The organism is Aeromonas sp. DNP9 (assembly GCF_001728955.1).
GTDB lineage: Bacteria > Pseudomonadota > Gammaproteobacteria > Enterobacterales > Aeromonadaceae > Aeromonas > Aeromonas veronii.
Genome location: NZ_LYSQ01000009.1, coordinates 97602 through 119015, shown reverse-complemented (window position 1 = coordinate 119015; position 21414 = coordinate 97602). Strand labels below are relative to the sequence as shown.

General features: G+C 57.9%; 20 protein-coding genes. 10 read left to right on the top strand and 10 right to left on the bottom strand.

What is annotated here, in order from left to right:
* Positions 1 to 90 precede the first annotated feature (90 nt).
* The 3 genes from A9G06_RS08150 to A9G06_RS08140 are packed head-to-tail and all read right to left on the bottom strand — an operon-like array spanning position 91 to position 3911.
* A complete protein-coding gene (locus A9G06_RS08150) occupies positions 91 to 2643 on the bottom strand; it encodes an MlaD family protein (protein ID WP_069554867.1) in 2553 nt (850 codons plus the stop codon).
* A gap of 55 nt (positions 2644 to 2698) precedes the next feature.
* Positions 2699 to 3301, bottom strand: a complete 603-nt coding sequence (locus tag A9G06_RS08145) for a paraquat-inducible protein A (protein ID WP_005333132.1) — start codon at positions 3299 to 3301, stop codon at positions 2699 to 2701.
* Positions 3285 to 3911, bottom strand: a complete 627-nt coding sequence (locus tag A9G06_RS08140) for a paraquat-inducible protein A (protein WP_005345516.1) — start codon at positions 3909 to 3911, stop codon at positions 3285 to 3287. Before A9G06_RS08140 ends, A9G06_RS08145 begins: the two co-directional genes overlap by 17 nt.
* Positions 3912 to 4058: 147 nt before the next feature.
* Here A9G06_RS08140 and prpB point away from each other — a divergent pair, with 147 nt between their 5' ends.
* Genes prpB through A9G06_RS08125 form a run of 3 tightly spaced genes read left to right on the top strand, consistent with a single transcriptional unit; the run spans position 4059 to position 7540 of the window.
* Positions 4059 to 4946, top strand: coding sequence for a methylisocitrate lyase (gene prpB, locus A9G06_RS08135; protein WP_069554866.1), 888 nt, complete (start codon positions 4059 to 4061; stop codon positions 4944 to 4946).
* Positions 4947 to 4956: 10 nt separating this feature from the next.
* Positions 4957 to 6084: a 2-methylcitrate synthase gene (prpC, locus tag A9G06_RS08130; RefSeq protein WP_069554865.1), complete on the top strand. Its 1128-nt coding sequence runs from the start codon at positions 4957 to 4959 to the stop codon at positions 6082 to 6084.
* A gap of 10 nt (positions 6085 to 6094) precedes the next feature.
* Positions 6095 to 7540 carry a bifunctional 2-methylcitrate dehydratase/aconitate hydratase gene (locus A9G06_RS08125; RefSeq protein WP_069554864.1) on the top strand — a complete coding sequence of 482 codons (1446 nt, stop codon included), beginning with the start codon at positions 6095 to 6097 and terminating at the stop codon, positions 7538 to 7540.
* A 100-nt stretch (positions 7541 to 7640) separates the two neighbouring features.
* On the opposite strand, the gene A9G06_RS08120 is transcribed toward A9G06_RS08125, so the two are convergent.
* Complete coding sequence (locus A9G06_RS08120; RefSeq protein ID WP_069554863.1) at positions 7641 to 8369, bottom strand: hypothetical protein; 729 nt, start codon at positions 8367 to 8369, stop codon at positions 7641 to 7643.
* Positions 8370 to 8628: 259 nt separating this feature from the next.
* On the opposite strand from A9G06_RS08120, the gene A9G06_RS08115 reads away from it, so the two are divergent.
* Entirely contained in the window at positions 8629 to 8961 is a 333-nt protein-coding gene (locus A9G06_RS08115; RefSeq protein WP_058058145.1) for a polyhydroxyalkanoic acid system family protein, read from the top strand.
* A gap of 255 nt (positions 8962 to 9216) precedes the next feature.
* The gene (locus A9G06_RS08110) at positions 9217 to 10647 is read left to right on the top strand and encodes a wax ester/triacylglycerol synthase family O-acyltransferase (protein WP_069554862.1); all 1431 of its coding nucleotides are present in this window, start codon (positions 9217 to 9219) and stop codon (positions 10645 to 10647) included.
* An 86-nt stretch (positions 10648 to 10733) separates the two neighbouring features.
* On the opposite strand, the gene A9G06_RS08105 is transcribed toward A9G06_RS08110, so the two are convergent.
* The 4 genes from A9G06_RS08105 to A9G06_RS08090 all read right to left on the bottom strand — a co-directional run bounded on the left by A9G06_RS08105 (position 10734) and on the right by A9G06_RS08090 (position 14045).
* A complete protein-coding gene (locus A9G06_RS08105; protein ID WP_069554861.1) occupies positions 10734 to 11522 on the bottom strand; it encodes a hypothetical protein in 789 nt (262 codons plus the stop codon).
* Between the two features lie 25 nt (positions 11523 to 11547).
* Positions 11548 to 12189: a TetR/AcrR family transcriptional regulator gene (locus A9G06_RS08100; protein WP_069554860.1), complete on the bottom strand. Its 642-nt coding sequence runs from the start codon at positions 12187 to 12189 to the stop codon at positions 11548 to 11550.
* Position 12190: 1 nt separating this feature from the next.
* Entirely contained in the window at positions 12191 to 13378 is a 1188-nt protein-coding gene (locus A9G06_RS08095) for a patatin-like phospholipase family protein (protein ID WP_005360486.1), read from the bottom strand.
* 94 nt (positions 13379 to 13472) lie between these two features.
* Positions 13473 to 14045: a phasin family protein gene (locus tag A9G06_RS08090; RefSeq protein WP_005333118.1), complete on the bottom strand. Its 573-nt coding sequence runs from the start codon at positions 14043 to 14045 to the stop codon at positions 13473 to 13475.
* A gap of 248 nt (positions 14046 to 14293) precedes the next feature.
* Here A9G06_RS08090 and A9G06_RS08085 point away from each other — a divergent pair, with 248 nt between their 5' ends.
* Positions 14294 to 16267 (top strand): SDR family oxidoreductase, encoded by a 1974-nt coding sequence (locus tag A9G06_RS08085; RefSeq protein WP_069554859.1) that lies wholly within the window; start codon positions 14294 to 14296, stop codon positions 16265 to 16267.
* 90 nt (positions 16268 to 16357) lie between these two features.
* Here A9G06_RS08085 and A9G06_RS08080 read toward each other — a convergent pair whose 3' ends face one another.
* Complete coding sequence (locus A9G06_RS08080) at positions 16358 to 17233, bottom strand: alpha/beta fold hydrolase (protein ID WP_069554858.1); 876 nt, start codon at positions 17231 to 17233, stop codon at positions 16358 to 16360.
* A gap of 170 nt (positions 17234 to 17403) precedes the next feature.
* Between A9G06_RS08080 and A9G06_RS08075 the strand changes: the two genes are divergently transcribed.
* The 3 genes from A9G06_RS08075 (at position 17404) to A9G06_RS08065 (ending at position 20076) form a co-directional block, all read left to right on the top strand.
* Complete coding sequence (locus tag A9G06_RS08075) at positions 17404 to 17706, top strand: YebG family protein (RefSeq protein WP_005333111.1); 303 nt, start codon at positions 17404 to 17406, stop codon at positions 17704 to 17706.
* Positions 17707 to 18086: 380 nt separating this feature from the next.
* Positions 18087 to 19364, top strand: coding sequence for a tyrosine-type recombinase/integrase (locus A9G06_RS08070; protein WP_069554857.1), 1278 nt, complete (start codon positions 18087 to 18089; stop codon positions 19362 to 19364).
* A gap of 262 nt (positions 19365 to 19626) precedes the next feature.
* The gene (locus A9G06_RS08065) at positions 19627 to 20076 is read left to right on the top strand and encodes a hypothetical protein (RefSeq protein WP_253182317.1); all 450 of its coding nucleotides are present in this window, start codon (positions 19627 to 19629) and stop codon (positions 20074 to 20076) included.
* 534 nt (positions 20077 to 20610) lie between these two features.
* Here the strand turns inward: A9G06_RS08065 and A9G06_RS08060 are convergent.
* On the bottom strand, positions 20611 to 20862 hold the full coding sequence (locus A9G06_RS08060; protein ID WP_019446385.1) for a hypothetical protein: 252 nt from the start codon (positions 20860 to 20862) through the stop codon (positions 20611 to 20613).
* Between the two features lie 124 nt (positions 20863 to 20986).
* Here A9G06_RS08060 and A9G06_RS08055 point away from each other — a divergent pair, with 124 nt between their 5' ends.
* Positions 20987 to 21379: a helix-turn-helix domain-containing protein gene (locus tag A9G06_RS08055; protein WP_069554856.1), complete on the top strand. Its 393-nt coding sequence runs from the start codon at positions 20987 to 20989 to the stop codon at positions 21377 to 21379.
* The last annotated feature ends 35 nt before the right edge of the window (positions 21380 to 21414 follow it).

Genomic DNA, 21414 nt, shown 5'->3' with positions numbered 1-21414 from the left:
ATATTCTGAATCTGAACCCTATCAACAGGTACCGGAATATAAAAAAGCCCAGCACTATGCCGGGCTTGGATGAGATACAAAGGGAAGAGATCAGGGCTGGATACGCGGACTCCACTCCAGCCACTCTTTCTCGGCTTTGCCATAGAGCGGATAGCTGTGGCCCGCTTTGACGGTCGGCCCCATCTCCTTCTCCGGCGTATTGAAAGCAATGCCGCCGGCCAGCAGGCTCTGCACCGTCTCCACTTCGATGGTGCCACCGGTCAGCCCGATATCCGCCTTGACCCCGGAGACATTCCAGAAACGGGAGTTTGCCCGCACCAGATGGGCATACTCCTGATCCACGTTGACGTCGATCACCACCTCGCTGCCATCGTGGGCCAGCGCTACCTTGGTAACGCTGCCCACCACCATCTTGCGAAACAGCAGCGGGCTGCCAACGCTCAGGCCATTGACGGAGGGGCTCTTGAGGGTCAGGGACAGACCCACCGGGCCGACCTGACTCAAGGGGAAGCGATCTTTGCCAGCGCCTTTACCGGGTTGTGCTTCTACAAACGCCCCCTTGATCAGGGTATCGAGGTGAGCGACACCGCCCAGCCCCAGCTTGGCCTGCACCAGAGTAAAGCGGGCGCCGGACTGCAGGAAACGCTCGGCATAGTGGCCATCGAGTTCGGCCTTGAAGATCACCTGACCCAGAGACGGCTCCAGCTCGATCTCTTCAATTTTGCCGATATCGACCCCACGATAGCGGATCGGGCTGCCAATCCCGAGCCCCGGGTTACTCTCTGCCACCAGTGACAGCTGGCGCACCTTGGCCTTGGCTTGCTCCCTGGAATCGAACAGTTGATGGCTGCTGCGGCCATTGGCCAACCGATCAAACTCGATGGCACCGCGCAGCAGGGTACCGAGGTTACCCACCTTGACCTGCACCCCATCGACCCGCACCTTGGTGTCGATGGCCGGTTTTTTCCAGAACTGGGGTTGTTGGGCGAGGAGGGGAGCATAGACCCCATCAATTTCGAGTTCGATCTCGACCCCCTCTTTGGCGGCGCGCAGCTGTTTGACCTTGCCCGCTTCCAACCCCAGATAGAGCACAGGCGAGCCAATACCGATGCCATCGGCCTGATCTGCCTTGAGCAACCAGCGCTGGGGCTTAGCATCACGGGTACCGAGCTGTGCCAGCTCCTGACTGGGGTAGAGACGGTTAATCCGCTCGCCACTGCTGGCTTGTACCAGCTTGATCCCGCCTCCCAACCAGGCACTGGCAGGACTGGTTTCCACCTTGATGCCGCTCAGATCGGCATCGATCTGCAGCGGGGCGGCGCGATAGAAGCGGGCACGGTTGAGCAGGTGACCATAGTTCGGCGCCATCACCAGCTCGACGCTGGCATTGCCGCGCGCATCCAGGATGAGCTGGCTGATACGGCCCACCTGCAATCCCTTGTACCAGACAGGGGCATCCTGATTGAGCCCCGCCAGATCGTCAGCCTGCAGCGTCACCTTGGTGCCGCTCTGGGGGGCGCGATCGGTCAGGGTCATCTTCTGCGCCGGTTTGCCCGCCACATAGTCGAGGCGAATGGCCGGGCCGGAGAGCAGGCGATCTGCATGCTGTACGCCAGCCGCGGAGAGGGAGACGCTCTCCCACACCAGTTGACTCTTGTCGGTAATGCGATAAGCCTGCTCCGGGTTGATCAGCGCTGTGACCACACGGCCTTTGTCGGTGAGGCGAATGGGGTCGATACGACCAATCTCGATCCCCTCATAGAGGATGGGCATCCCCTCCTTGACCGGCAGATCGCCAGCCGCAATGTCGATACGCGCACCGCGTGCCGCTTCCGCCAGCCCTTTATAGAGGACGAAGGTCTGTCCCTTCTCAGGCTCTGGTGAATCTTTGGGTGAGTCAAAGGCAATGCCGCCGCTGAGAATGGAGGTGAGGCTGCCTGCCTCCACGCTCACCCCGGCCAGACTGAAGGAGCCCTTGATGCCGCTGATATTCCAGAAGCGGGTATCGGCTTTGACCAGATGTTCGAAACGCGGCTCGATCACCAGATCCAGAATGACATTCTGATTGTCCTGACCCAGACGGGTATTGATGACGCTGCCCACCTCGATGCCGCGGAAATAGAGCTTGGCGCCAATCCCTACCGAACCCAGCGAATCGGCAGTCAGGTGCAGCATGCGCCCTTGAGCCTGATAACCGGGAGGAGGGCCCTCCAGTGCATCGAAGGTCTCCTCCAGCGGATTGCTTTCACGCCCCGGTTGCAGGTTGATGTAGTTGCCGGAGACCAGGGTATCGAGGCCGGAGATCTCGGTGAGCGACGCCTTGGGGCTCACCAGCCAGAAGTCGGATCCCTTGCGGATCAGCGGTCTGGCACGGCTGTCAATCTTGGCCATCACCGCAATCTTGCGGCCATCTTCAGCGAGCTCCAGCTCTTGCACCACGCCGATGGCCACCCCCTGATAACGAACCTGGGTTTTACCCGGCAAGATGCCGTTGCCCTGGGCGAAGTTGATCTGGATAAGCTGGCCACGGCTCAATACCTGCTGATAGAGAAAGCCACCTGCCAGCAGCAGGGCTATCAGGGGTAACAGCCAGACCGGCGATAACCAGCGACGCTTTTCAATGACGGGTTCAGCCCCGATCATAGTGACTCCTTATTGGCTGGATTAAACAGCACATCAGACAAAAACAGAGAAATCATCAACGGGCCGCCTTGTCCCACAGTAAACGGGTATCGAGCATGCGGGCCGACATCATGGTCAGCACGACCACACCGGCAAAGGCGGTGGCCCCCGGGCCTGCACGGACACTCAGCAGCACACCCCGATCGACCAGTGCCACCATCAGCGAAATCACGAACAAGTCCAGCATCGACCAGCGACCGATAAAATCGATCACCCGATACATCACCAGCTGGCGCTTGCGCCGCACCGGCTTGGCCCGCTGCAATTGCCAGCAGATCCAGCCCAGCCCCAATATCTTGCCCACGGGTACCAGTATGCTGGCGGTGAGGACTATGGTGGCAATCCCGCTCATCTTGCTGCGATAGAGCATCATGATACCGCTGAAGATGGTATCTGACTGCAGTAACCCCTTGTTGTAGAAATGGGTTATGGGCAACAGATTGGCAGGCAGCAACATGAAGGTGGCGAGCGCCAGCAAGCCCCACGACCAGGCGAGGGAGCGGGGAATGCGCACCTGCAACTTGCTGCTGCAACGGGGACAGACTGCCCCAGCTTGATAGCGCACCAGCAAACCGCAGGTATGGCAGCGGCAGAGTCCCATCTCACGGGCGCTGGTCATGTTCCGGCTCCTTTAACGGGATCCGCGCCCAGTAGGGGGCGGGGTCAAACAGGATCAGCAGGGTCATGTTGAGCAGCATCAGAATACCGAGACTGAGCAACCCGCCACCGAGGCGCACATCGGCGATGTCAATCAGTTTGAACAGGGCAACCAGCAGGCTGACGATATAGACCTCCAGCATGGCCCAGTGGCGAAACACCTCGACCAGCTTCAAGGTGACGGGAAGAATGTGCCAACGTTTGGCCAGACCCGAAGCCAGCACAAAGATCCCCGCCAATAATCCCACCGGCGCCAACACCGCGCACCAGAGCACCAGGCTGGCCACCCACCATTCGCCCTCGCCAAACAGTACCAGAATACCGCGCAGCAGGTCGGCGTCGGTGTTGACCCCAGCCAGCCGCAGATAGATGAGGGGTTCGAAAAAGGCGGAGGGCAGCAGCAGAAATCCGGTGATGGTCAGGGCCATCAACTGGGAGGGACGAAAGGCATAACGGCCATAGAGATGTTGGTGACAACGCGGGCAGTGGGCATGACGACGCAGCGGCAGCGCCTTGCGCTGAATAAGCAAGTCGCACGCCGGACAGACAATCACGGAACCGGGCTCCATCATACAATTCAACCTGTTGAAGGAATTGGTGAAATTTACCCTAAAACCGGTTTCCTGTCTTGCCTGCGGCCAGAATGTTACGAAAGTATAATTGACGTTAACGTAAACGTGATATTAGATAGCCAGACTAGACAGGTGAAAGGAGTCATGATGTCCAGTTTGTCCCCCTCGGCAGGCCTGCGCTTTCGCACCGCCCTTGCCAATGAACATCCCCTGCAGATCGTCGGCACCATCAATGCCTATATGGCGCTGATGGCCGAGCGCAGCGGCTTTCAAGCCCTCTATCTCTCCGGCGCCGGAGTGGCCAATGCCTCCTACGGCTTGCCGGATCTTGGCATGACCTCCCTCAACGATGTGCTGATCGATGCCGAACGGATCACCGCAGCGACCCGAGTGCCGCTACTGGTCGATATCGACACCGGCTGGGGCGGGGCATTCAATATCGCCCGCACCATTCGCGCGTTCGAGCGAGCCGGAGTTGCCGCCGTCCATATGGAAGATCAGGTGGCCCAGAAGCGCTGTGGTCATCGTCCCAACAAGGCGGTGGTGTCGCTGGAGGAAATGTGCGATCGCATCAAGGCCGCAGTGGATGCCCGCGAGAATAGCGAGTTCGCCATCATGGCCCGCACCGATGCACTGGCGGTGGAGGGGATGGAGTCGGCTCTTGAACGCACCGCTGCCTATGTAGCCGCCGGTGCCGACATGATCTTCGCCGAGGCGGTGACCGAGCTTGCCCAGTACGACCAGTTCAAGCTGGCGGCCAAAGTGCCGATCCTCGCCAACATGACCGAGTTCGGCAAAACCGCGCTGTTTGACAAAGAGCAACTGGCCGCCCACGGGGTCGATATGGTGCTCTACCCCTTGAGTGCCAACCGGGCCGCCAATCAGGCCGCCCTCAACGTCTATCAACATATTCGCCAGGATGGCCATCAAAGGGCCGTCGTGGAGACCATGCAGACCCGGGAGTCGCTCTACGACTTCCTCAGATATCACCACTACGAGCAGACACTGGATCGTCTGTTTACAGCCAAGGAATAGGAGGCAGCTTATGGGACAGCAAAAACCGTTGGGCGGGGCCGGTCTGCGCGGCCAAAGCGCAGGGGAGACCAGTATCTGCACCGTGGGCAAGAGTGGCACCGGTCTTACCTATCGCGGTTACGACATCAAGGAGCTGGCCGACAGCGCCCAGTTCGAGGAGGTCGCCTATCTGCTGCTCAAGGGTGAGTTGCCCGGTGAGCAGCAGCTTGACGCCTACAAGCGCGAGCTGCGTCGCCTGCGCACCTTGCCCCAGCCGCTGTTGGAGGTACTGGAGCGCATTCCCGCCGATGCTCACCCAATGGATGTGCTGCGCACCGGTTGCTCCATGCTCGGCGATCTGGAGCCGGAAGATGGCTTCGAGCATGAACATGAAGTGGCGGATCGGCTGCTGGCTGCCTTCCCGGGCATTCTGATCTACTGGTACAAGTTCAGCCACGAGGGCGTTCGCATCGCCCTCGATACCGATGAAGAGTGTATCAGTGGCCATTTCCTCGCACTGCTGCACCAGAAAGTGCCGAGCGAGCTGGAGCGGCGGGTGATGCATGTCTCCCTCATCCTCTACGCCGAGCATGAGTTCAACGCCTCAACCTTTGCGGCGCGGGTTTGCGCCTCGACGCTCTCTGACATGTTCTCCTGTATCACCGCCGCCATCGGCACCTTGCGCGGCCCGCTCCACGGCGGAGCCAACGAGGCGGCCATGGCGATGATCGAACACTGGCAGGATGAAGAGCAGGCAAGGCGCGAACTGCTGGCCAAGTTGGCGGCCAAGGAGAAGATCATGGGCTTTGGCCACGCCATCTACCGCACCTCGGATCCGCGCAACGTCATCATCAAGGAGTGGTCGGCCAAGCTCGCCGAGGCGGTGGGGGATGATCGCCTCTATCGCGTCTCCTGCGAGGCGGAGAAGGTGATGTGGGAAGAGAAAGAGCTCTTTCCCAACGCCGACTTCTTCCATGCCAGCGCCTATCACTACATGGGGATCCCGACCAAGCTGTTCACGCCTATCTTCGTCTGCTCGCGGGTCACCGGCTGGTGCGCCCACGTGATGGAGCAGCGCGAGCACAACCGGATCATCCGCCCGAGCGCCGATTATGTCGGCCCGGCCCCCCGTCACTTTGTCTCTCTACAACAACGATAAGGAAATCACGATGTCCGCCAACGTCGACGTCAACCACAGACCCGAGCCCGATCAGGTACTGGTCGATATTGCCGATTATGTCTGCAACCACCCCGTAACCAGCGAGGCGGCTCTCGACACCGCCCGTTACTGCCTGATGGATACGCTCGGCTGTGGCCTCTTGGCCCTGCGCTTCCCCGAGTGTACCAAGCACCTTGGCCCCATCGTACCCGGTACTGTCGTGCCCCACGGTGCCCGGGTGCCCGGTACCCAGCTCTGCCTTGACCCCGTCAAGGCAGCCTGGGATATCGGCGCCATCATCCGCTGGCTCGATTACAACGACACCTGGCTGGCCGCCGAGTGGGGTCATCCATCCGACAATCTGGGCGGTATTCTCGCCACCGCTGACTGGATCTCCCGTACTCGCGTAGCAGAGGGCAAGGCTCCGCTCACCATGGCTGATGTGCTGGTGGCCATGGTCAAAGCCCACGAAATCCAGGGTGTGCTGGCGCTGGAGAACTCCTTCAATCGGGTCGGTCTCGATCACGTCTTGCTGGTCAAGGTCGCCAGCACCGCCGTGGTGACTCACATGCTGGGGGGCACCCGTGATCAGGTGATCGATGCGGTCTCCCAGGCCTGGGTAGATGGCCAGAGCCTGCGTACCTACCGCCATGCCCCCAATGCGGGGTCGCGCAAGAGCTGGGCGGCGGGGGATGCCACCTCGCGCGCTGTGCGCCTCGCCCTGATCACCATGAGCGGCGAGATGGGCTATCCCGGCGTACTGAGCGCGCCCAAGTGGGGTTTCTACGACGTGCTGTTCAAGGGCAATCAGTTCGCCCTGCATCAGGGGTACGGTAGCTATGTGATGGAGAACGTGCTGTTCAAGATCTCCTATCCCGCCGAGTTCCATGCCCAGACCGCGGTGGAGTGCGCCATGAAGCTGCATGGGCAGGTGAAGGGGCGGCTCGACGAGATAGACCGCATCGAACTCACCACCCATGAGTCGGCCATTCGCATCATCAGCAAGGTCGGGGCCCTGAACAACCCGGCCGATCGGGATCACTGCCTGCAGTACATGGTGGCAGTGCCGCTCATCTTCGGTCGCCTGATCGCCGAGGATTACGAGGATGATGTTGCCGCCGATCCCCGCATCGACGCGCTACGCGGCAAGATGGTGGTGCAGGAGGACAAACGCTACAGCCGCGAGTATCTGGAGGCAGACAAGCGCTCCATTGCCAACGCCATCCAGATCTTCTTCAAGGACGGTACTCACACCGCCAAGGTGGAGGTGGAGTATCCGGTCGGCCATCGTCGCCGTCGGGAGGAGGGGATCCCCCTGCTGGTGGAGAAATTCCAGCACAATCTGGCCACCCGCTTCCCGGCCAAACGGATCAACGACATTTTGGCTCTCTGTCAGGACGGGCCGCGCCTTGCCGCCACCCCGGTGCACGCCTTTATGGATCTGCTGGTGATCTGACCGGTCTTGTATTGGCCAACATATCGGCAAACAGTGATAAACGAAAAGCGGGCTCATCGGCCCGCTTTGTTATTCTGGCGGCTTATCCCTCGCGTAAGCCTTACCCCAGCGCACTGCTGTCGCCGTTAAAGAGCGCCGTCATGATGGCCGTCTCGCGACTGGCGATGGTTTCGAGAAACTCGTTGGCACGCCCCATCTGATGACACACCTGATAGCCGCGCTCGACAAAGGAGAAGAGCTCGCCAAGCCCCGCCAGATGGGCGGGCCCTGACACCAGCTTGAGGGTTGCCCCCACCAGCGGCTTTCTCGCCAGCCTGTCCAGCGTCATGCCAAGCTCGCTCACCAGCGCAATCTGATGTTCCCGGCGAGCCTGTTCACCCACGGCACGATAGGCGATGGTGTAATGGTCCGGCGTGATGGGATCAATGCCATCAATGCGCCGCAGCGCCACCACCATCAGGTAGTCCAGCTCCTCGGAGAGGGCATCAAGCTCGATCGCCTGCGCCAGCACCTTGTGGCCGGACTCCGGCAACAGCCGCTCGGCGGTCGGCATCACCCGCATCACGTCCGCATCGCGGCGAGCGCAATCCCCCGGGCCATAGAGATCGGTCAGGAAAAACTCGGCCGCCGGGCCGTAGCGGTCACTCTCCAGCAGATCACGGTGGGTTCGCCCCAACCGGTCAGCCTGCCACTGGCGTAGCCGATCCCGATCCTGCTGATCCTCCGAGTGGGCACGCATCTGCTCGCGCAAGGCTGCAACCCGCTTGAGCTGGCGGTAGAGCCGACCCAGGGTGCTATCGTCGTCGTGGGCATGTTCTTGATGCGTCATCTACAGCTCTCTGGCCTTGGGCCCATTGATGGGGATTGGGTGATACGAAGATACAAGTGAATGAAAAACAAGCAGCTTTTGCTGACCGTTCCGTGACAAGTGTAGCGCGCACGAGGGAGGGAATAAATGCCATGCCCCGCTGATGGCCTGCATCCCTCTCGACTCTGTTAAGTGAGTCCCATTTATGTGAACCATCCTTTCATTTGTTGTGAACATGTGTTTAATATCAATAACTAACTTATGACCCAGAGTAACGACCATGTTCTTCAACTCGCTCGCTGGCAGCAGCGCACTCTCTACCATCCAGATCAGCCGTCAGCATCCGCTGGGACTGGCCGCCGCCCGGATCGCGGCCGAAGCCATCGCTGCGGACATGAGCGAGAGCTATCAACTCGATTGCGAATGGGCGGATGAAGAGGAGACCGAGCTTCGTTTTCGCGGCTCAGGGGTACATGGCACTCTCACCCTGGACGAAGATACCCTGAAACTGGAAGTGCATCTTGGTTTGATGCTGTTGCCAGTACGCAGCGTACTGGAGCAAGAGATCCTCGATTATGTCGACAATCGCTTACCTTGCCCCAAACGTGTTTGAAACTCTTCGTCGCACTGGTTTTAAATAAACCAACTGTAAACGATGGCTGTTTAAAATAAGTTGGCAAGCCATATGGTTTGTCAGATTTATTATCCAGCGAGGTCTCGATTCTATTTTGTAAGTAAAATTTCATCTTTATTTCATATTTCGAGTCGGCACTCATTAATGTCATTCTGATTGCATCAAACCTTCATCCGGATATGAGGGAAGGAGCAATTTGCCGCCTCGATAAATTCATTTTGTAGGGAAACAACCATGCCACTGAGTGAATTTATCTCCTGCGTCGATACCGCCTGGTTACGCATGGACAGACCCAACAACCTGATGCAGATCATCGGTGTCCTGATGTTTGAAGGAGAACTTGATGAAACGCGTTTGCGGGCCGGATTGCGCCACACCATTTCGGTGCAACCCCGCTTTCACCAGCGGGCCGTGCTGGAGGGGGGCTCTTACTACTGGCGTCATGATCCCGATTTCGATCTCGATCAGCACCTCAAGCGAGTGATCCTGCCGGGTGAAGCAGGCAAGCTGGAGCTGGAGAAGCTGGTGGCCGATCTCGCCTCGACGCCGCTCAACCACCAGCGCCCCCTGTGGGATATGCACCTGACCGACACTTCGCTGGGTGGGCAAGCGCTGGTGGTGCGCATTCACCACGCCATGGGCGATGGCTTCTCGCTGGTGCGGGCCATGCTGACCATGATGGATAACACCCCGGAAGGGGCGCCGCGACCACCGTCACCGGAGCCACTGGATGACAGCGATGACGAGGATGAGGAGGATTGCCACCAGGGCAGCCGTCTGGTGCGGGCCGGTCTCAAGCTGACCGGTAGCCTCTGGTCCAAATATGTCGAAGTGATCACCCATCCCACCAAGGCGGTGGATTACCTCAAGACCGGGCGGGATGTGGCGAGCGAGCTGTGCAATATCGCCACCCTCGGTGATGATTCACCCTGCCGCCTGCGGGGCAAAACCACCAGCACCAAGCGGGTGGCCTGGTCAGAGCAAATTGATCTGCCGGATATCAAGGCAGTGGGCAAGGTACTGGGCTGCTCGGTCAACGATCTGCTGATCGCCGCCACCGCAGGGGCGTTTCGCCACTACCTGCAGGAGAAGGGGGATGATGCCAACAAGGTCAAGATCCGCGCCCTGGTGCCAGTCAATATGCGTGCGCCGGACGATGAAGGAGCACTTGGCAACCGCTTCGGGCTGGTGGCCCTGGACTTGCCACTGGATGTTGAACATCCGTTGCAGCGGCTCTATACCGTGCGTGACCGGATGCAGGCGCTGCGCACCTCGCTGCAACCCGTGGTGGTGCTCAACCTGTTACATGCCCTTGGCATGGCTCCCAATGCGGTGCAGCAACAGGCCGTCGAGCTGCTCACGGCCAAAGCCAGTGCAGTGATCACCAACGTGCCCGGCCCGCAGCAGACCCTCTATCTGGCTGGAGCAAAATTGCGTCAGCCGCTGTTCTGGGTGCCGCAATCGGGGGATATCGGCGTCGGCGTCTCCATCCTCTCTTACGATCACAAGGTGCAGCTGGGCCTTATCACCGACAAGAAGCTGGTACCTGACCCGGATCAGGTTGTCGACCGCTTCGCCGTGGAGTTTGAACAACTGTTACTGCTGGTGTTGCTGGAGCCTGAGCTGCTGTTCGACCCGAACGGCCTTGATGCGCTGCTGGGTTGATCCGATACGTAAAAATCCTAATAAAAAGAGGCCAACCCGCGGGTTGGCCTCTTGTTTTGCTACCTCTTAGTGGCAGGAGTGGCGGATTAATCCTCCAGCTCTTCCCGCGCCGCCTCCACATCGAGGCGCTCCATGGCATCCATGGGTTCGCACTCGGCCGCTTCGGCATAGAGGGCTTCGGCGGCTTTCAGGCGGCTCTTGCCGTGCAGCATCACCTGTGCGTTGGCGTACTCCATGCGGGCGATAGCCGAGTCGGGGATCCGCGCCAGCGCTTCCTTGAAGTGACGCTCGGACTCCTCCTTCTTGGCGCCATAGGTGAGGCCACCGATCATGGCCCCCAGCTTGTCGACGATCTCCGCATGCCAGGCGCCAAAGGCAATATGGGCCTCGGCGTGATCGGGCGCCAGCTCCAGCGCCTTCTCAAGGCTTGCCTTGATCTTGTCGCCAATTCCTTGCGAGAGGGCCTTGGAGATGGAAATGACCTGACTGTAGCGACCGAGTGCCAGCGCGTGGAAATACCAGGCGTTGGCGTTCTTGGGCTGGCGTTTTTGCAGCTTCTCGGCATGGCTGGCCGCCCGCTCGAAGGCGGCGCGCTTGGCATACTTGTCCTCCAGCAGGTAGCTGGCGTGGATCATCAGCGCCTTGTTCGCCACATTGAGGCCCGCCTCACCGGCCGCTTCGCCAAGGGCGACGGCCTGGGCAAAATCCCCGGCATGATAGGCCCGCCAGGCATCCTGTACCTGCTCATCCTCGGGCCAGGGTTCGGCATCCCCCTGATGGAGACGATCCCAGTTGTCCGCCAGCTTCTGGCCAGCATAGTCATAAGCCGCATCCGCGTAGGGGAAGGGGACAAATTCGAGTTGTGAAGTGGTCATGCTTGTTCTCCCTGTAGCATGTGAATCAAACCTTGTCGGTGTAGTGGTGGGCGAGGGCGCCCAGATGAGCGCGGGCATCGGCCCGCAAATAGGGTGCGACCAGCTGCATCACCTGAAAGACGCCGAGGGCAATATCGGCGTCCGCCTTGGGGTGCAGTGCCCGCTGATAAGAGATCCAGAATGTGCCCACCAGCGCCACATTGGCCGCCAGCGTGCGCATCTGTTGCGCCGTGCCCTCCATCAGCCCGACCGTTTGCAGATGGTTGCAAATGGTGATGGCGGTCTGCTCCTGGCGGCGCAGCAGGGCGGAAAAGCGCTGTTCCACCTGATGATAACCACTCATCAGGGTCGCGATATCGTAGTAGAGGAAACGGTACTGCCAGATGGCTTCAAACATCAGGTGGAGAAAGAGCCAGATATCTTCTGGCTCATCGGACGGGGTGCTGACCGCCTCCAGCAGGCGATCCATCTGCTGTTCAAATTCGCAGAACAGGGCGTTGACGATCTCCTCCTTGTTGTGGAAGTGGTAGTAGAGATTGCCCTGGCTGATCTCCATCTCGGCCGCAATGGCCGAGGTGGTGACGCAGGGTTCCCCTTGTCGATTGAAGCAGGCGAGGGCAGTGGTCAGGATCCGCTCCCGGGTACGGCGTTTGGGTTTGCGATCCATGCTACTCCTTTGGTGATGAACGGCGCACGCCGTGGCGATAGCGTTTGGCAAGCCAGTGCTGCAACTGCTCCAGCGACTTGTCGAGGGCGGCGACCGAGCCAATGCCGGGGGCCAGCAGGGTGCGATCTTCATCGGCCAGCGCGGCCAGATTGAGCTCGAGGCCATGTTTGGCCAGCACCGGCGCCAGCTCGTTACGACGCTGCCAGAGATCGCGGCGAGTATGCTGGTAAGCGTGCTCACAGAGACGGCGACGATCCCGGTAACTGAACACATTGGTGAAGAACATCTCGCCATCGGCAGAAGAGGGCTCAAACAGCAGGGCGTCGGCGTCGGGATATTGGTGCTTGTAGCGATCCATCCCCACATGCATGCGGGAGTGGATGATGGCGCGAAAAGTCTGGGCCAGCACCACCGGCAGACCGCTGTCCACCAGATTGGTCGGCGCGCCGGCGGCCATGTCCGCATCATAGGGCACCAGCGGATTGATGCAGAACACAAGATCCGCCCCCTCTTCCAGCGCTACCGAAGCGTGCAGGGTCTTGATCAGCGCCCCGTCCACATAGTAACGCCCGTTAATCAATGAAGGGGGGAAGAGACCGGGCAGAGCGGCCGACGCCTGTACCGCCGCAGAGATGGGCACGTCATCGAGCCCCGGGCTGCCGAAGGCGACCGGATGGCCGGTATCGAGCTCGGTAGCGACCACAAACAGTCGGCTGCGCAGCTGGCGAAAATCATTGCTGCGGCCGGGACGAGAGAAAAACTGGGTCAGGGTGCGATCCACCCCGCGGTTGTCGAACAGTCCGGTCGGAATGGCCTTGGAGAGCCCCTGCAGCGATTCAAACAGGCTGCGCTTCCAGGGCGCCGCGAGATAGTAGGTCAGGCTCTGCCACGCCAGTGGCGGGATCGAGGTCAGGCGGTCGGCATATTCACGAAAGGCGGGGCGCAGCAAGGTGGCCGGGTCAAACATCTCCCCCGAATCATCGCTGAGCAGGATCCGCACCAGCTTAGCCGGCGAGATGCCGTTGGCCAGCGCCGAGGCCACCACGGCCCCCGAACTGACGCCAACATAGATATCGGCATGGTCAAGGCGCAGGCCGTTGATGCTGTCAGAGAGGGCTGCGCAGGCACCGATCTCGTAGATGCCGCCGAGCGGCCCGCCGCCAGCAAGGGCAATTGCGATGGTACTCATAGCGTCGCCTCTCTATCCATGACATTCACCATGACAAGACCGGCCCAGCGCAGGGCATGGGCCGGTATCAATCACCTTCCGTCACCGCGAGGGATCAGGGCAGGACGCTCTCTGCTTTGGCTTTCACCTCTTTCACCGCATCTTCAGCGGCGGAGAGGAGATCGGCGGCCTGCTCAACCACGGCCTCTTTAGCCTTGGCTACCGGCGCCTTCTTTACCGGAGGCTTGCGGGCAGCGGGCTTTTTGGCGGCAGCCGGTTTGGCTTCAGCGGCAGGGGCTTCTTCTTCCTGTGCATCCAGCAGTTGCTGGACCACGTCGGTCAGCTCGGCCATGCGCTTGGAGAGCTTGTCGATATCCTTGCGGGTCGGAATGCCGAGGCTGGCCACAGCGCGGGCCACGCGATCTTCAAACACCTGCTCCAGACGGCCCCAGGTATTGGCGGTCTTGTCGGTTACAGCGGCAATCTTCTCATCTGCGCTCTGACGGGTTTTTGCTTGCAGCGCTTCACCTTCCTGCACCAGCGCTTCAAAGATCTTGCCACCCTCTTCCTGCGCCTTGGCATAGGCACCCAGACCCGCCAACCAGATCTGCTGGGTGGACTCCTTGATGGTGGAGGTGAGTTGGTTGTCGGTCACTGACCCTGCCAGCGCTTTCAATTTCTTAGCCATGATCTTCTCCTTGAATAACGACAGATAAATGTAATGGCGACAACGAAACTGCAATCGGGTTGTGGCATTACTGATTTTTCAACTTCAGTCTAGGGACAAAAAATAGAGGGTTCTACCTAATAACGGAACAGGCACACCACCGAAATTAGGGTTTGCTCACGAACCGACAATCAAATTGCGGATTCCCATATGAATCGTGATATATCTAACAACCTAGTAACACCCTAATCAGTAGCAGGATTCTCTTTATGAACTATTTCATTACTGGCGGTAGTGGTTTTATCGGGCGTCGATTGATCAAAAAGTTATTCCAACAGCATCCCGACTGTACCGTCTATTTTCTGATGCGCGCCTCTCATCAGGAGAAATTGTCAGAGTTGTTCTCATTCTGGAATGTGGATGAATCGCGCGCAGTCCCGGTTTATGGCGACATGACGCAACCGCTGCTGGGGGTATCGGTCGAGATACAGGAACAGTTGATCGGCAAGATCGACCACTTCTTCCATCTGGCGGCCATCTATGACCTCAACGCCAAGGCCGGGATCCAGCAGCAGGTCAACACCGAAGGGACCCGTCAGGCTGTTCAACTTGCCGAGCGGCTGGGGGCGGGGCAGTTCCACCACTGCAGCTCCATCGCTGCAGCGGGCCTGTTCGACGGTCTGTTTCGCGAGGACATGTTCGATGAAGCCGAACACCTCGACATGCCTTACTTCCAGACCAAGCACGAAGCGGAAGGGATTGTGCGAAACGAGTGCACAGTTCCGTGGCGGGTATACCGACCGGGGATCGTTGTCGGTGACTCCAATACCGGCGAGATGGACAAGATCGACGGCCCTTACTACTTCTTCAAGACCATCCAGAAGCTGCGCCGTCTGCTGCCGCCCTGGATGCCGGCCATTGGGGTGGAAGGGGGCCGTATCAATATCGTGCCGGTCAACTTTGTGGTCGATGCCATGGTGCATATCGCCCATCAGCAGGGAGAGGAGAACAAGACCTTCCACCTGACCGACCCTAACCCGATGCGGGTTGGCGACATGCTGAGCACCTTCTCCCGCGCCGCCCATGCGCCGGAGCCTGCGATCCGCATCAATGCCTCTCTCTTTAATTTCATTCCCCGCCACCTGACCGCCATGCTGATGACCATGGCGCCAGTGCGCCGTATCCGCGATGCCGCCATCGCCGATCTGGGTCTACCCAAGGATGTGTTCCGCCTTATCAGCTATCCCACCCGTTTCGACAGTCGCGAAACCCAGCGGGTACTGAAAGGGACAGGCATCGAAGTGCCACCGCTGCACAGCTACGCCTGGCGGCTGTGGGACTACTGGGAGCGTCACCTTGACCCGGAGCTCTTCATCGATCGCTCCCTGCGTGGTCGGGTAGAGGGCAAGGTTGTGCTGGTGACCGGGGCCACCTCCGGCATTGGCCGAGCAACCGCACGCAAGCTGGCGGGGGCGGGGGCCAACGTCGTTACCATCGCTCGCGACGAGCAGAAGATTGCCGAGACTAAAGCGGAGTTTGCCGAGCTGGGGCTGACCATCGAGATCTATCAGGGGGATCTCTCCAATCTGGCCCAGGCCGAGGAGATCACCGCTCGCATCGTGGCCGATCACGGCGGCGTCGATATTCTGGTCAACAATGCCGGCCGCTCCATCCGCCGCTCCATCGAGGACTCCTTCGATCGCTTCCACGATCTGGAGCGCACCATGCAGCTCAACTACTTTGGTGCGCTCAAGGTGATCATGGGGGTGCTGCCAACCATGATTGAGAAGAAAAAAGGGCACATCATCAACATCTCATCCATCGGGGTGTTGACCAATGCGCCGCGCTTCTCCGCCTATGTTGCCTCCAAATCGGCCCTCGATGCCTGGGTGCGGACTGCCGCCTCCGAGTTTGCCGACAAGGGGGTGAGCTTCTCCATCATCAATATGCCGCTGGTGAAAACGCCAATGGTCGCACCGACCAAGGTCTATGAGCAGGTACCGATGATGACGCCGGAAGAGGCTGCCGATCTGGTATGCGATACCATCATCAACAAGCACGTTCGTCTGGCCACTCGCCTCGGGGTGTTTGGTCAGGTGGTGCATGCCCTGGCACCGCGCGTCGCCCAGGTGATCATGAACACCAGCTTCCGCACCTTTGCCGATCCCAAGGATGGCGACAAGTCCAAGGCCACCGCCGATCAGGTTGCCGTCTCGACCCTGATCAAGGGGATACACTTCTAACCGAATGATGGGATAAAGAGATCAACAGGGGCCTGAGCAATCAGGCCCCTGTTTTATTTGGAATAACAGTTGAAGGACGAATAAGGAGGGTCAGACTCGGGACAGCAGATCAAGCAGCAGATCTGTCGTGCGACGGGAGTAGAGCAGAGAGAGATGGCCAATGGCAGGCAACTCGATATCTTCCATTCCCGCCAATCGTTGCCGCTCCTGCGGCATCACCACATTGTCGTGACTGGTGCGCACCGAGATGCCGGGCACGCAAAGCGGCACAGAGGCAAAACGCTGCAACCAGCCGGAACCGGGCTCCATCTCGCGGGCATTGGCCCCAAGCCCAAGGGCGGCCAGCTGACTCCCCTGATGAGGCGTAGCCAGGGTGATCAGGCACGCAACCTTGTCACCACCATGGATAGCCAGATAGTCGCGGCAGACCAGTCCGCCCATGCTGTGACCGATCAGCACCAGCTTGTCAGCCCCGGTTTGCGCCAACACATCGTCAATCCGGGTGGCCAGCAGCGGCACCATCTCATCGATATGACCAAATGGTGGCATCAGGGTAATAGTGGCGACCACATGGCCTGCGGCCTCCAGTCGGGCGCGCTGGGTGCGCCAGATCCCGCGACTGCAACCGTAACCATGTACCAGCAATACGGGACGCTGGCATGACCGCAGCCGATCGGGTGCCATCAACAAAGGCTCGAATGGCAACAGCAAGGTGAAGGTGTAGAGGTAGGCCAGCATCTCCTGCGCCATCATCTTCACCCTGCGCCAGGGGCCGATAGCCGGGGAGGGGTAGAAACGGGTAAACAGCCAGCTGCCGAGCACCACCAGACAACGCAACCCAAGCAGGGCAAACACAACAAACAGCAGGGTCAGCAACCAGGGGAGTCCCACGACCAAGTGGGCGATACTCCCAAGGAGCAGCACCTCTACCATCAGCAGGATAAACAGGTGTCGTACGATCGTCATAAGGCCATGATCTGACCAGTCAGGCGTGGAAGTCAAATGGCACTTTGAGACAGCTTGATCCAGCGCGGCTTTTGTCGCTAAACCCCGGCGAACTCTTTTCCGGTGAGGTTATTTGCAATACTGTATATCCATACATATACTCTATCCATCATCACCAAGAGGAGGCCATCATGGCTGTCGAGATCAAATATGTGGTTGTTCGTGGGGGAGTGGAAAAAATGACCTTTGCCAGCAAAAAAGAGGCCGATGCCTATGACAAGCTGCTGGATACGGCCGATGAGTTGATGACCCTGTTGGCTGGCGCCCCGATCGAGCTGGCACCAGAGCAGCAAGAGAGTCTGGCATTCTACCTGGCAGAACAGCGCGATGTGCTGCAAACCCTGCTGCGCGGCGGCAAGGTTCAGGCAGGCACGAAAGAGGAAGAGGCCCCAGCAGCCAAGCGCAAGGAGAAGCCACTAAAGCAGGTGGCCTGATTGCACAGACCTGCTATTTCTCGGGATAAACAGCTCGCTGCATTCACTTTATTTGCATTTAAAACTATTTTTACGGCTATTTACCCCGAGAATTTTTTAACAAGGGTGCATATCCCATGCATAACTAGATAGCGTGCACCACTGAGCGACATCAGCCAGAACTATGAGGAAATAATGAGCAAACAGTGGAGAGAACGTTATCCAGATCACTCCAGGTGACCTTAATCAGCAACAACAAGAGGCAGTACCAATCCCAATAGAAGCCGCATTCATCTATCACGAGCCCTTTTCTATCAACTCGGTTCACAGGCTCATATCGACTCATCTCAGCATCAACAAGCAACACCATGACTCAACAACCATTATCCTTGCCGCCAGCCATGCCGCTGTTTGACAGCCTTACCTATCTGGAAGCTGGCAATCCGCAGGTCAATCAGTACCTTGCCAACCTCAGCCTCAATGATGTGCCCGATGCCGGTCTGGTTTACGAACTGGCGGTCGATTGGCTACTGGAGCAGCGCAACAGCGAAAACAACTACAAAACCTATCGCAGCGAACTGACCACTTTTTTGCACTGGTGCTTTCGAGAGGCGGCCATCAGCCCGAAAGATCTCACTCGCCGCATCATGATCCGCTATCTCGACTACTGTCAGTCCCCCCCTGACGAGTTGATCGCCTATCGCAACGTAGCGCAATTTGTCCTCGACAAGGAGTGGGGAGAGCGGTTGCCCAATCCGCAATGGCGACCGTTCCTCGGCAAGCGGGAACTGGGACGCACCTTGCCCTATCGTCTTAGCGAGCAGGCGATGAAGACCAAGCTCGCCATCTTGTCGGCCTTCTTCCAGTTCCTGATCCAGGAGGAGTACATGGACAGGAATCCCGCTCTGCTACTGCAGCGGGTCAAACGGCCGCAACAGCAGGAAGCCGATGATCAGGTGCAGGCCTTCAGCGAGTTGCAGTGGTCATACGTGATGCAGGCCGCCGATACCCTTGCCAACGACCATCCGGAGCAGCACGAGCGCAGCCGCTTTCTCACCGTTCTGATGTACGCCTGCTATCTGCGGATCTCTGAAGTTGCAGCCCGGCCGGGCTTTACCCCTGTGATGGGGCAGTTCAGGCGGGATCGCAAAACCGGCGTCTGGGGATACTTTATTCCGCAAAGCAAAGGGGGCAAACGGCGTACCGTAGCGGTATCCCAAGCGCTGTTGGCGGCTCTCGAACGCTACCGCCGTTTCCTCGGTCTCTCTGCTTTGCCGACACCGGATGAACAGACGCCACTGTTCGTTCGCCATAAAGCGGCAGCCCACGGCCGCGAGCAAGGGGAACTCAACGCCAACCTTGGAATTCGCCAGCTACGGGATTTGATCATGGTGATCATCAGCAAGGGGGCAGAATTGGCCGAACAGGATGGCTTTGCCCAGGATGCGGCCGAGATGCGGCAACTCTCTCCCCATGCGATCCGCCACACCGGGATCACCCATGACATCAACCTGCACGGTCGACCGCTCTCCCACGTACAAGCCGATGCAGGACATGACAGCATCGACACCACTTCGAAATACCTGCACACCAGCAACAGTGAACGACATGAGAGCGCCCAGCAAAAGCCGCTGGACCGATTGAACCAACAAGTGAGAGATAACGCTCACAAAAGCTAACGAACAACGTGACATTACCCTGATTTGTATTGACTGCTCTTAGAACACAGAATGGCTTGTTTGGGATGTCATTGAAGTTGGTGCGGCGATGTCGTACTTCTCTGGATGGCAATCGGTTCAGGGAATATTTCTGGTTCACATGGATGATTAAGAACAGGCACCTTCTCATCTGCGGCATACATATTTATCGCGTAACAGAGAAGCAAAAAACGAAATTGCTTGCTGAAACACCGAGACTACCAGATGCCGAAAGCTAAGTAACATGCCTGAAGCAATCATATTCGGTTTGAACTGCGCCTTGTTATCACACTTGCATATCCAGTCATCATTGGTGATATTGATGTCAATATTAACGAGAAGCCAAGGAGCGGATATGCAAGTGGCAGTGGTGGAAAAGACCTTCAGGATCGTTGGCAAAGGGTCGCTCATGGCCCAGTTCACCTTTATCTCTTCAGGCACACTGCATATCTGGTTTCCGGATGTGGGCCTGCAGATGGAGGCCCACTGCAAAGAGTTGCGTATCGAAGATTGCACCATTATCTATACCAATGGCCTCCATCACGGCCAGCCCAGAGCACTCTGGTCCTTAACCCTCCATCCCGATGATATGAACGAGCTCAAACGCATATTGCAGCAATTCAACAGCAACCTCTACTTGACCTGCCAGCCACCCACATTGGCCATCGCCAAACGTGCCTTGAATATGAATTGACCCAACTTCCAAAATGAAATGGCGAATACTCTTCAAGCCGAATAAGCCGTGACGATTTAAGGGGAGGGGAGTCTATCGCGATAGTCGGCATTTTTATGGCTGTTTTACAAGAAAGAGTATCAATACTTCCAGAGAGAGACCTCTCAAGTCGGGGGCAGATATTTCTAAGAATATTCACGGTAATGACTTTGGTTATAACGGTGAAAATCAAACTTAACGTTCCATAGGGGAAGGGACTCCAGCACAATGTACTGATTAATAGTGGACTCTTGTCTCAAAATGGGACATTTCGGTGATGTGGGGCAGGGCGGTTGACTGTGTTATTCTGTTGTCGCTGCAAGAGCATCTGCAGGGGGAATCAACCAGATATTGTCCTTCTGCTTTGGGCAGTCAGATCGCTGGAGGTCTGTGTGTAGCCTCGATCCTGATCGATTTCCGAGCCTTTAAGCTAAGGAAAATGCGGGCTACTTCTTTTAATAAGCCTTGTTATCTCTCACAGTAATGCCGATAACTCTATTTATCGGCATCACGGAATTATGACCAGTCATCGAAAAAGACTCCCTGATCATAGAAACCTTGCCATGTGTCCTCGGTCACTTCGACCAGCTCGAACACGGTATCGGGGTACGTCATGGACAGATAGACCCGCAGCTCATGCAGATCCCGAAACATCTCAACCTGACCCGCGACACAGGCGGAGAGATCGCCGGTCGGTTCAGCCTGCCAATAGACCTTGCGCTCTATGAGCGCAGGCAGATCTTGGTTTTGTGGGCTAGAGTAGGTCATAGATCAATCACTTGATTAGGTTGGCAAGTGGCATTTGATCAATTTCGCAAGTAAGTTTCAACGGGCTTTTTTAGGCCAAAAATGGTTATGATACGGCCATTGATAAAGTGAGGAGTTAAGAAAAATGGACTCTAAATCGTTGATCGAGGCTTACATGAGAGCCAAAAAATTCACCCAGTTTCAGGAAGTCGCCGCTGACTTGGGTTTCACGCAATCTCACATATCACGCTTTACCAGAGGCAAAGCGCAACTCACTGATGCAACTGCAAAAAAGATTGCCGAGGCTGTCGACCTTGATGTCAAAGAAGTAATGCTAAGCCTCGCAGCAGCCAGAGAAGAAGATCCCGAGCTAAAACGCGCTTGGTATGACATTTTAGCGAAGTACACAAAAGGTACAGGCACGGCTGTAGCCCTTGCGGTTGCTATATTCCTGACGCCCAGCCACGGGCCAGACAACACTGCGCATAATGCATATTATGTTAAATCATATATCTTGTTTCCTGTCACCACTTATTGAACTGTGTATAATGGCAACAATTGATCCTATCTTCG

What these genes read in the sequence shown, in the direction of transcription:
- A9G06_RS08120 (WP_069554863.1), bottom strand. Translation starts at nt 8,369, where the DNA reads ATGACGCATCAAGAACATGCCCACGACGACGATAGCACCCTGGGTCGG.
- A9G06_RS08085 (WP_069554859.1), top strand. Translation starts at nt 14,294, where the DNA reads ATGAACTATTTCATTACTGGCGGTAGTGGTTTTATCGGGCGTCGATTG.
- A9G06_RS08100 (WP_069554860.1), bottom strand. Translation starts at nt 12,189, where the DNA reads ATGGATCGCAAACCCAAACGCCGTACCCGGGAGCGGATCCTGACCACT.
- A9G06_RS08065 (WP_253182317.1), top strand. Translation starts at nt 19,627, where the DNA reads ATGCCTGAAGCAATCATATTCGGTTTGAACTGCGCCTTGTTATCACAC.
- prpC (WP_069554865.1), top strand. Translation starts at nt 4,957, where the DNA reads ATGGGACAGCAAAAACCGTTGGGCGGGGCCGGTCTGCGCGGCCAAAGC.
- A9G06_RS08090 (WP_005333118.1), bottom strand. Translation starts at nt 14,045, where the DNA reads ATGGCTAAGAAATTGAAAGCGCTGGCAGGGTCAGTGACCGACAACCAA.
- A9G06_RS08115 (WP_058058145.1), top strand. Translation starts at nt 8,629, where the DNA reads ATGTTCTTCAACTCGCTCGCTGGCAGCAGCGCACTCTCTACCATCCAG.
- A9G06_RS08105 (WP_069554861.1), bottom strand. Translation starts at nt 11,522, where the DNA reads ATGACCACTTCACAACTCGAATTTGTCCCCTTCCCCTACGCGGATGCG.
- A9G06_RS08070 (WP_069554857.1), top strand. Translation starts at nt 18,087, where the DNA reads ATGCCGCTGTTTGACAGCCTTACCTATCTGGAAGCTGGCAATCCGCAG.
- A9G06_RS08055 (WP_069554856.1), top strand. Translation starts at nt 20,987, where the DNA reads ATGGACTCTAAATCGTTGATCGAGGCTTACATGAGAGCCAAAAAATTC.
- A9G06_RS08075 (WP_005333111.1), top strand. Translation starts at nt 17,404, where the DNA reads ATGGCTGTCGAGATCAAATATGTGGTTGTTCGTGGGGGAGTGGAAAAA.
- A9G06_RS08125 (WP_069554864.1), top strand. Translation starts at nt 6,095, where the DNA reads ATGTCCGCCAACGTCGACGTCAACCACAGACCCGAGCCCGATCAGGTA.
- A9G06_RS08095 (WP_005360486.1), bottom strand. Translation starts at nt 13,378, where the DNA reads ATGAGTACCATCGCAATTGCCCTTGCTGGCGGCGGGCCGCTCGGCGGC.
- prpB (WP_069554866.1), top strand. Translation starts at nt 4,059, where the DNA reads ATGTCCAGTTTGTCCCCCTCGGCAGGCCTGCGCTTTCGCACCGCCCTT.
- A9G06_RS08110 (WP_069554862.1), top strand. Translation starts at nt 9,217, where the DNA reads ATGCCACTGAGTGAATTTATCTCCTGCGTCGATACCGCCTGGTTACGC.
- A9G06_RS08080 (WP_069554858.1), bottom strand. Translation starts at nt 17,233, where the DNA reads ATGACGATCGTACGACACCTGTTTATCCTGCTGATGGTAGAGGTGCTG.
- A9G06_RS08060 (WP_019446385.1), bottom strand. Translation starts at nt 20,862, where the DNA reads ATGACCTACTCTAGCCCACAAAACCAAGATCTGCCTGCGCTCATAGAG.
- A9G06_RS08140 (WP_005345516.1), bottom strand. Translation starts at nt 3,911, where the DNA reads ATGATGGAGCCCGGTTCCGTGATTGTCTGTCCGGCGTGCGACTTGCTT.
- A9G06_RS08150 (WP_069554867.1), bottom strand. Translation starts at nt 2,643, where the DNA reads ATGATCGGGGCTGAACCCGTCATTGAAAAGCGTCGCTGGTTATCGCCG.
- A9G06_RS08145 (WP_005333132.1), bottom strand. Translation starts at nt 3,301, where the DNA reads ATGACCAGCGCCCGTGAGATGGGACTCTGCCGCTGCCATACCTGCGGT.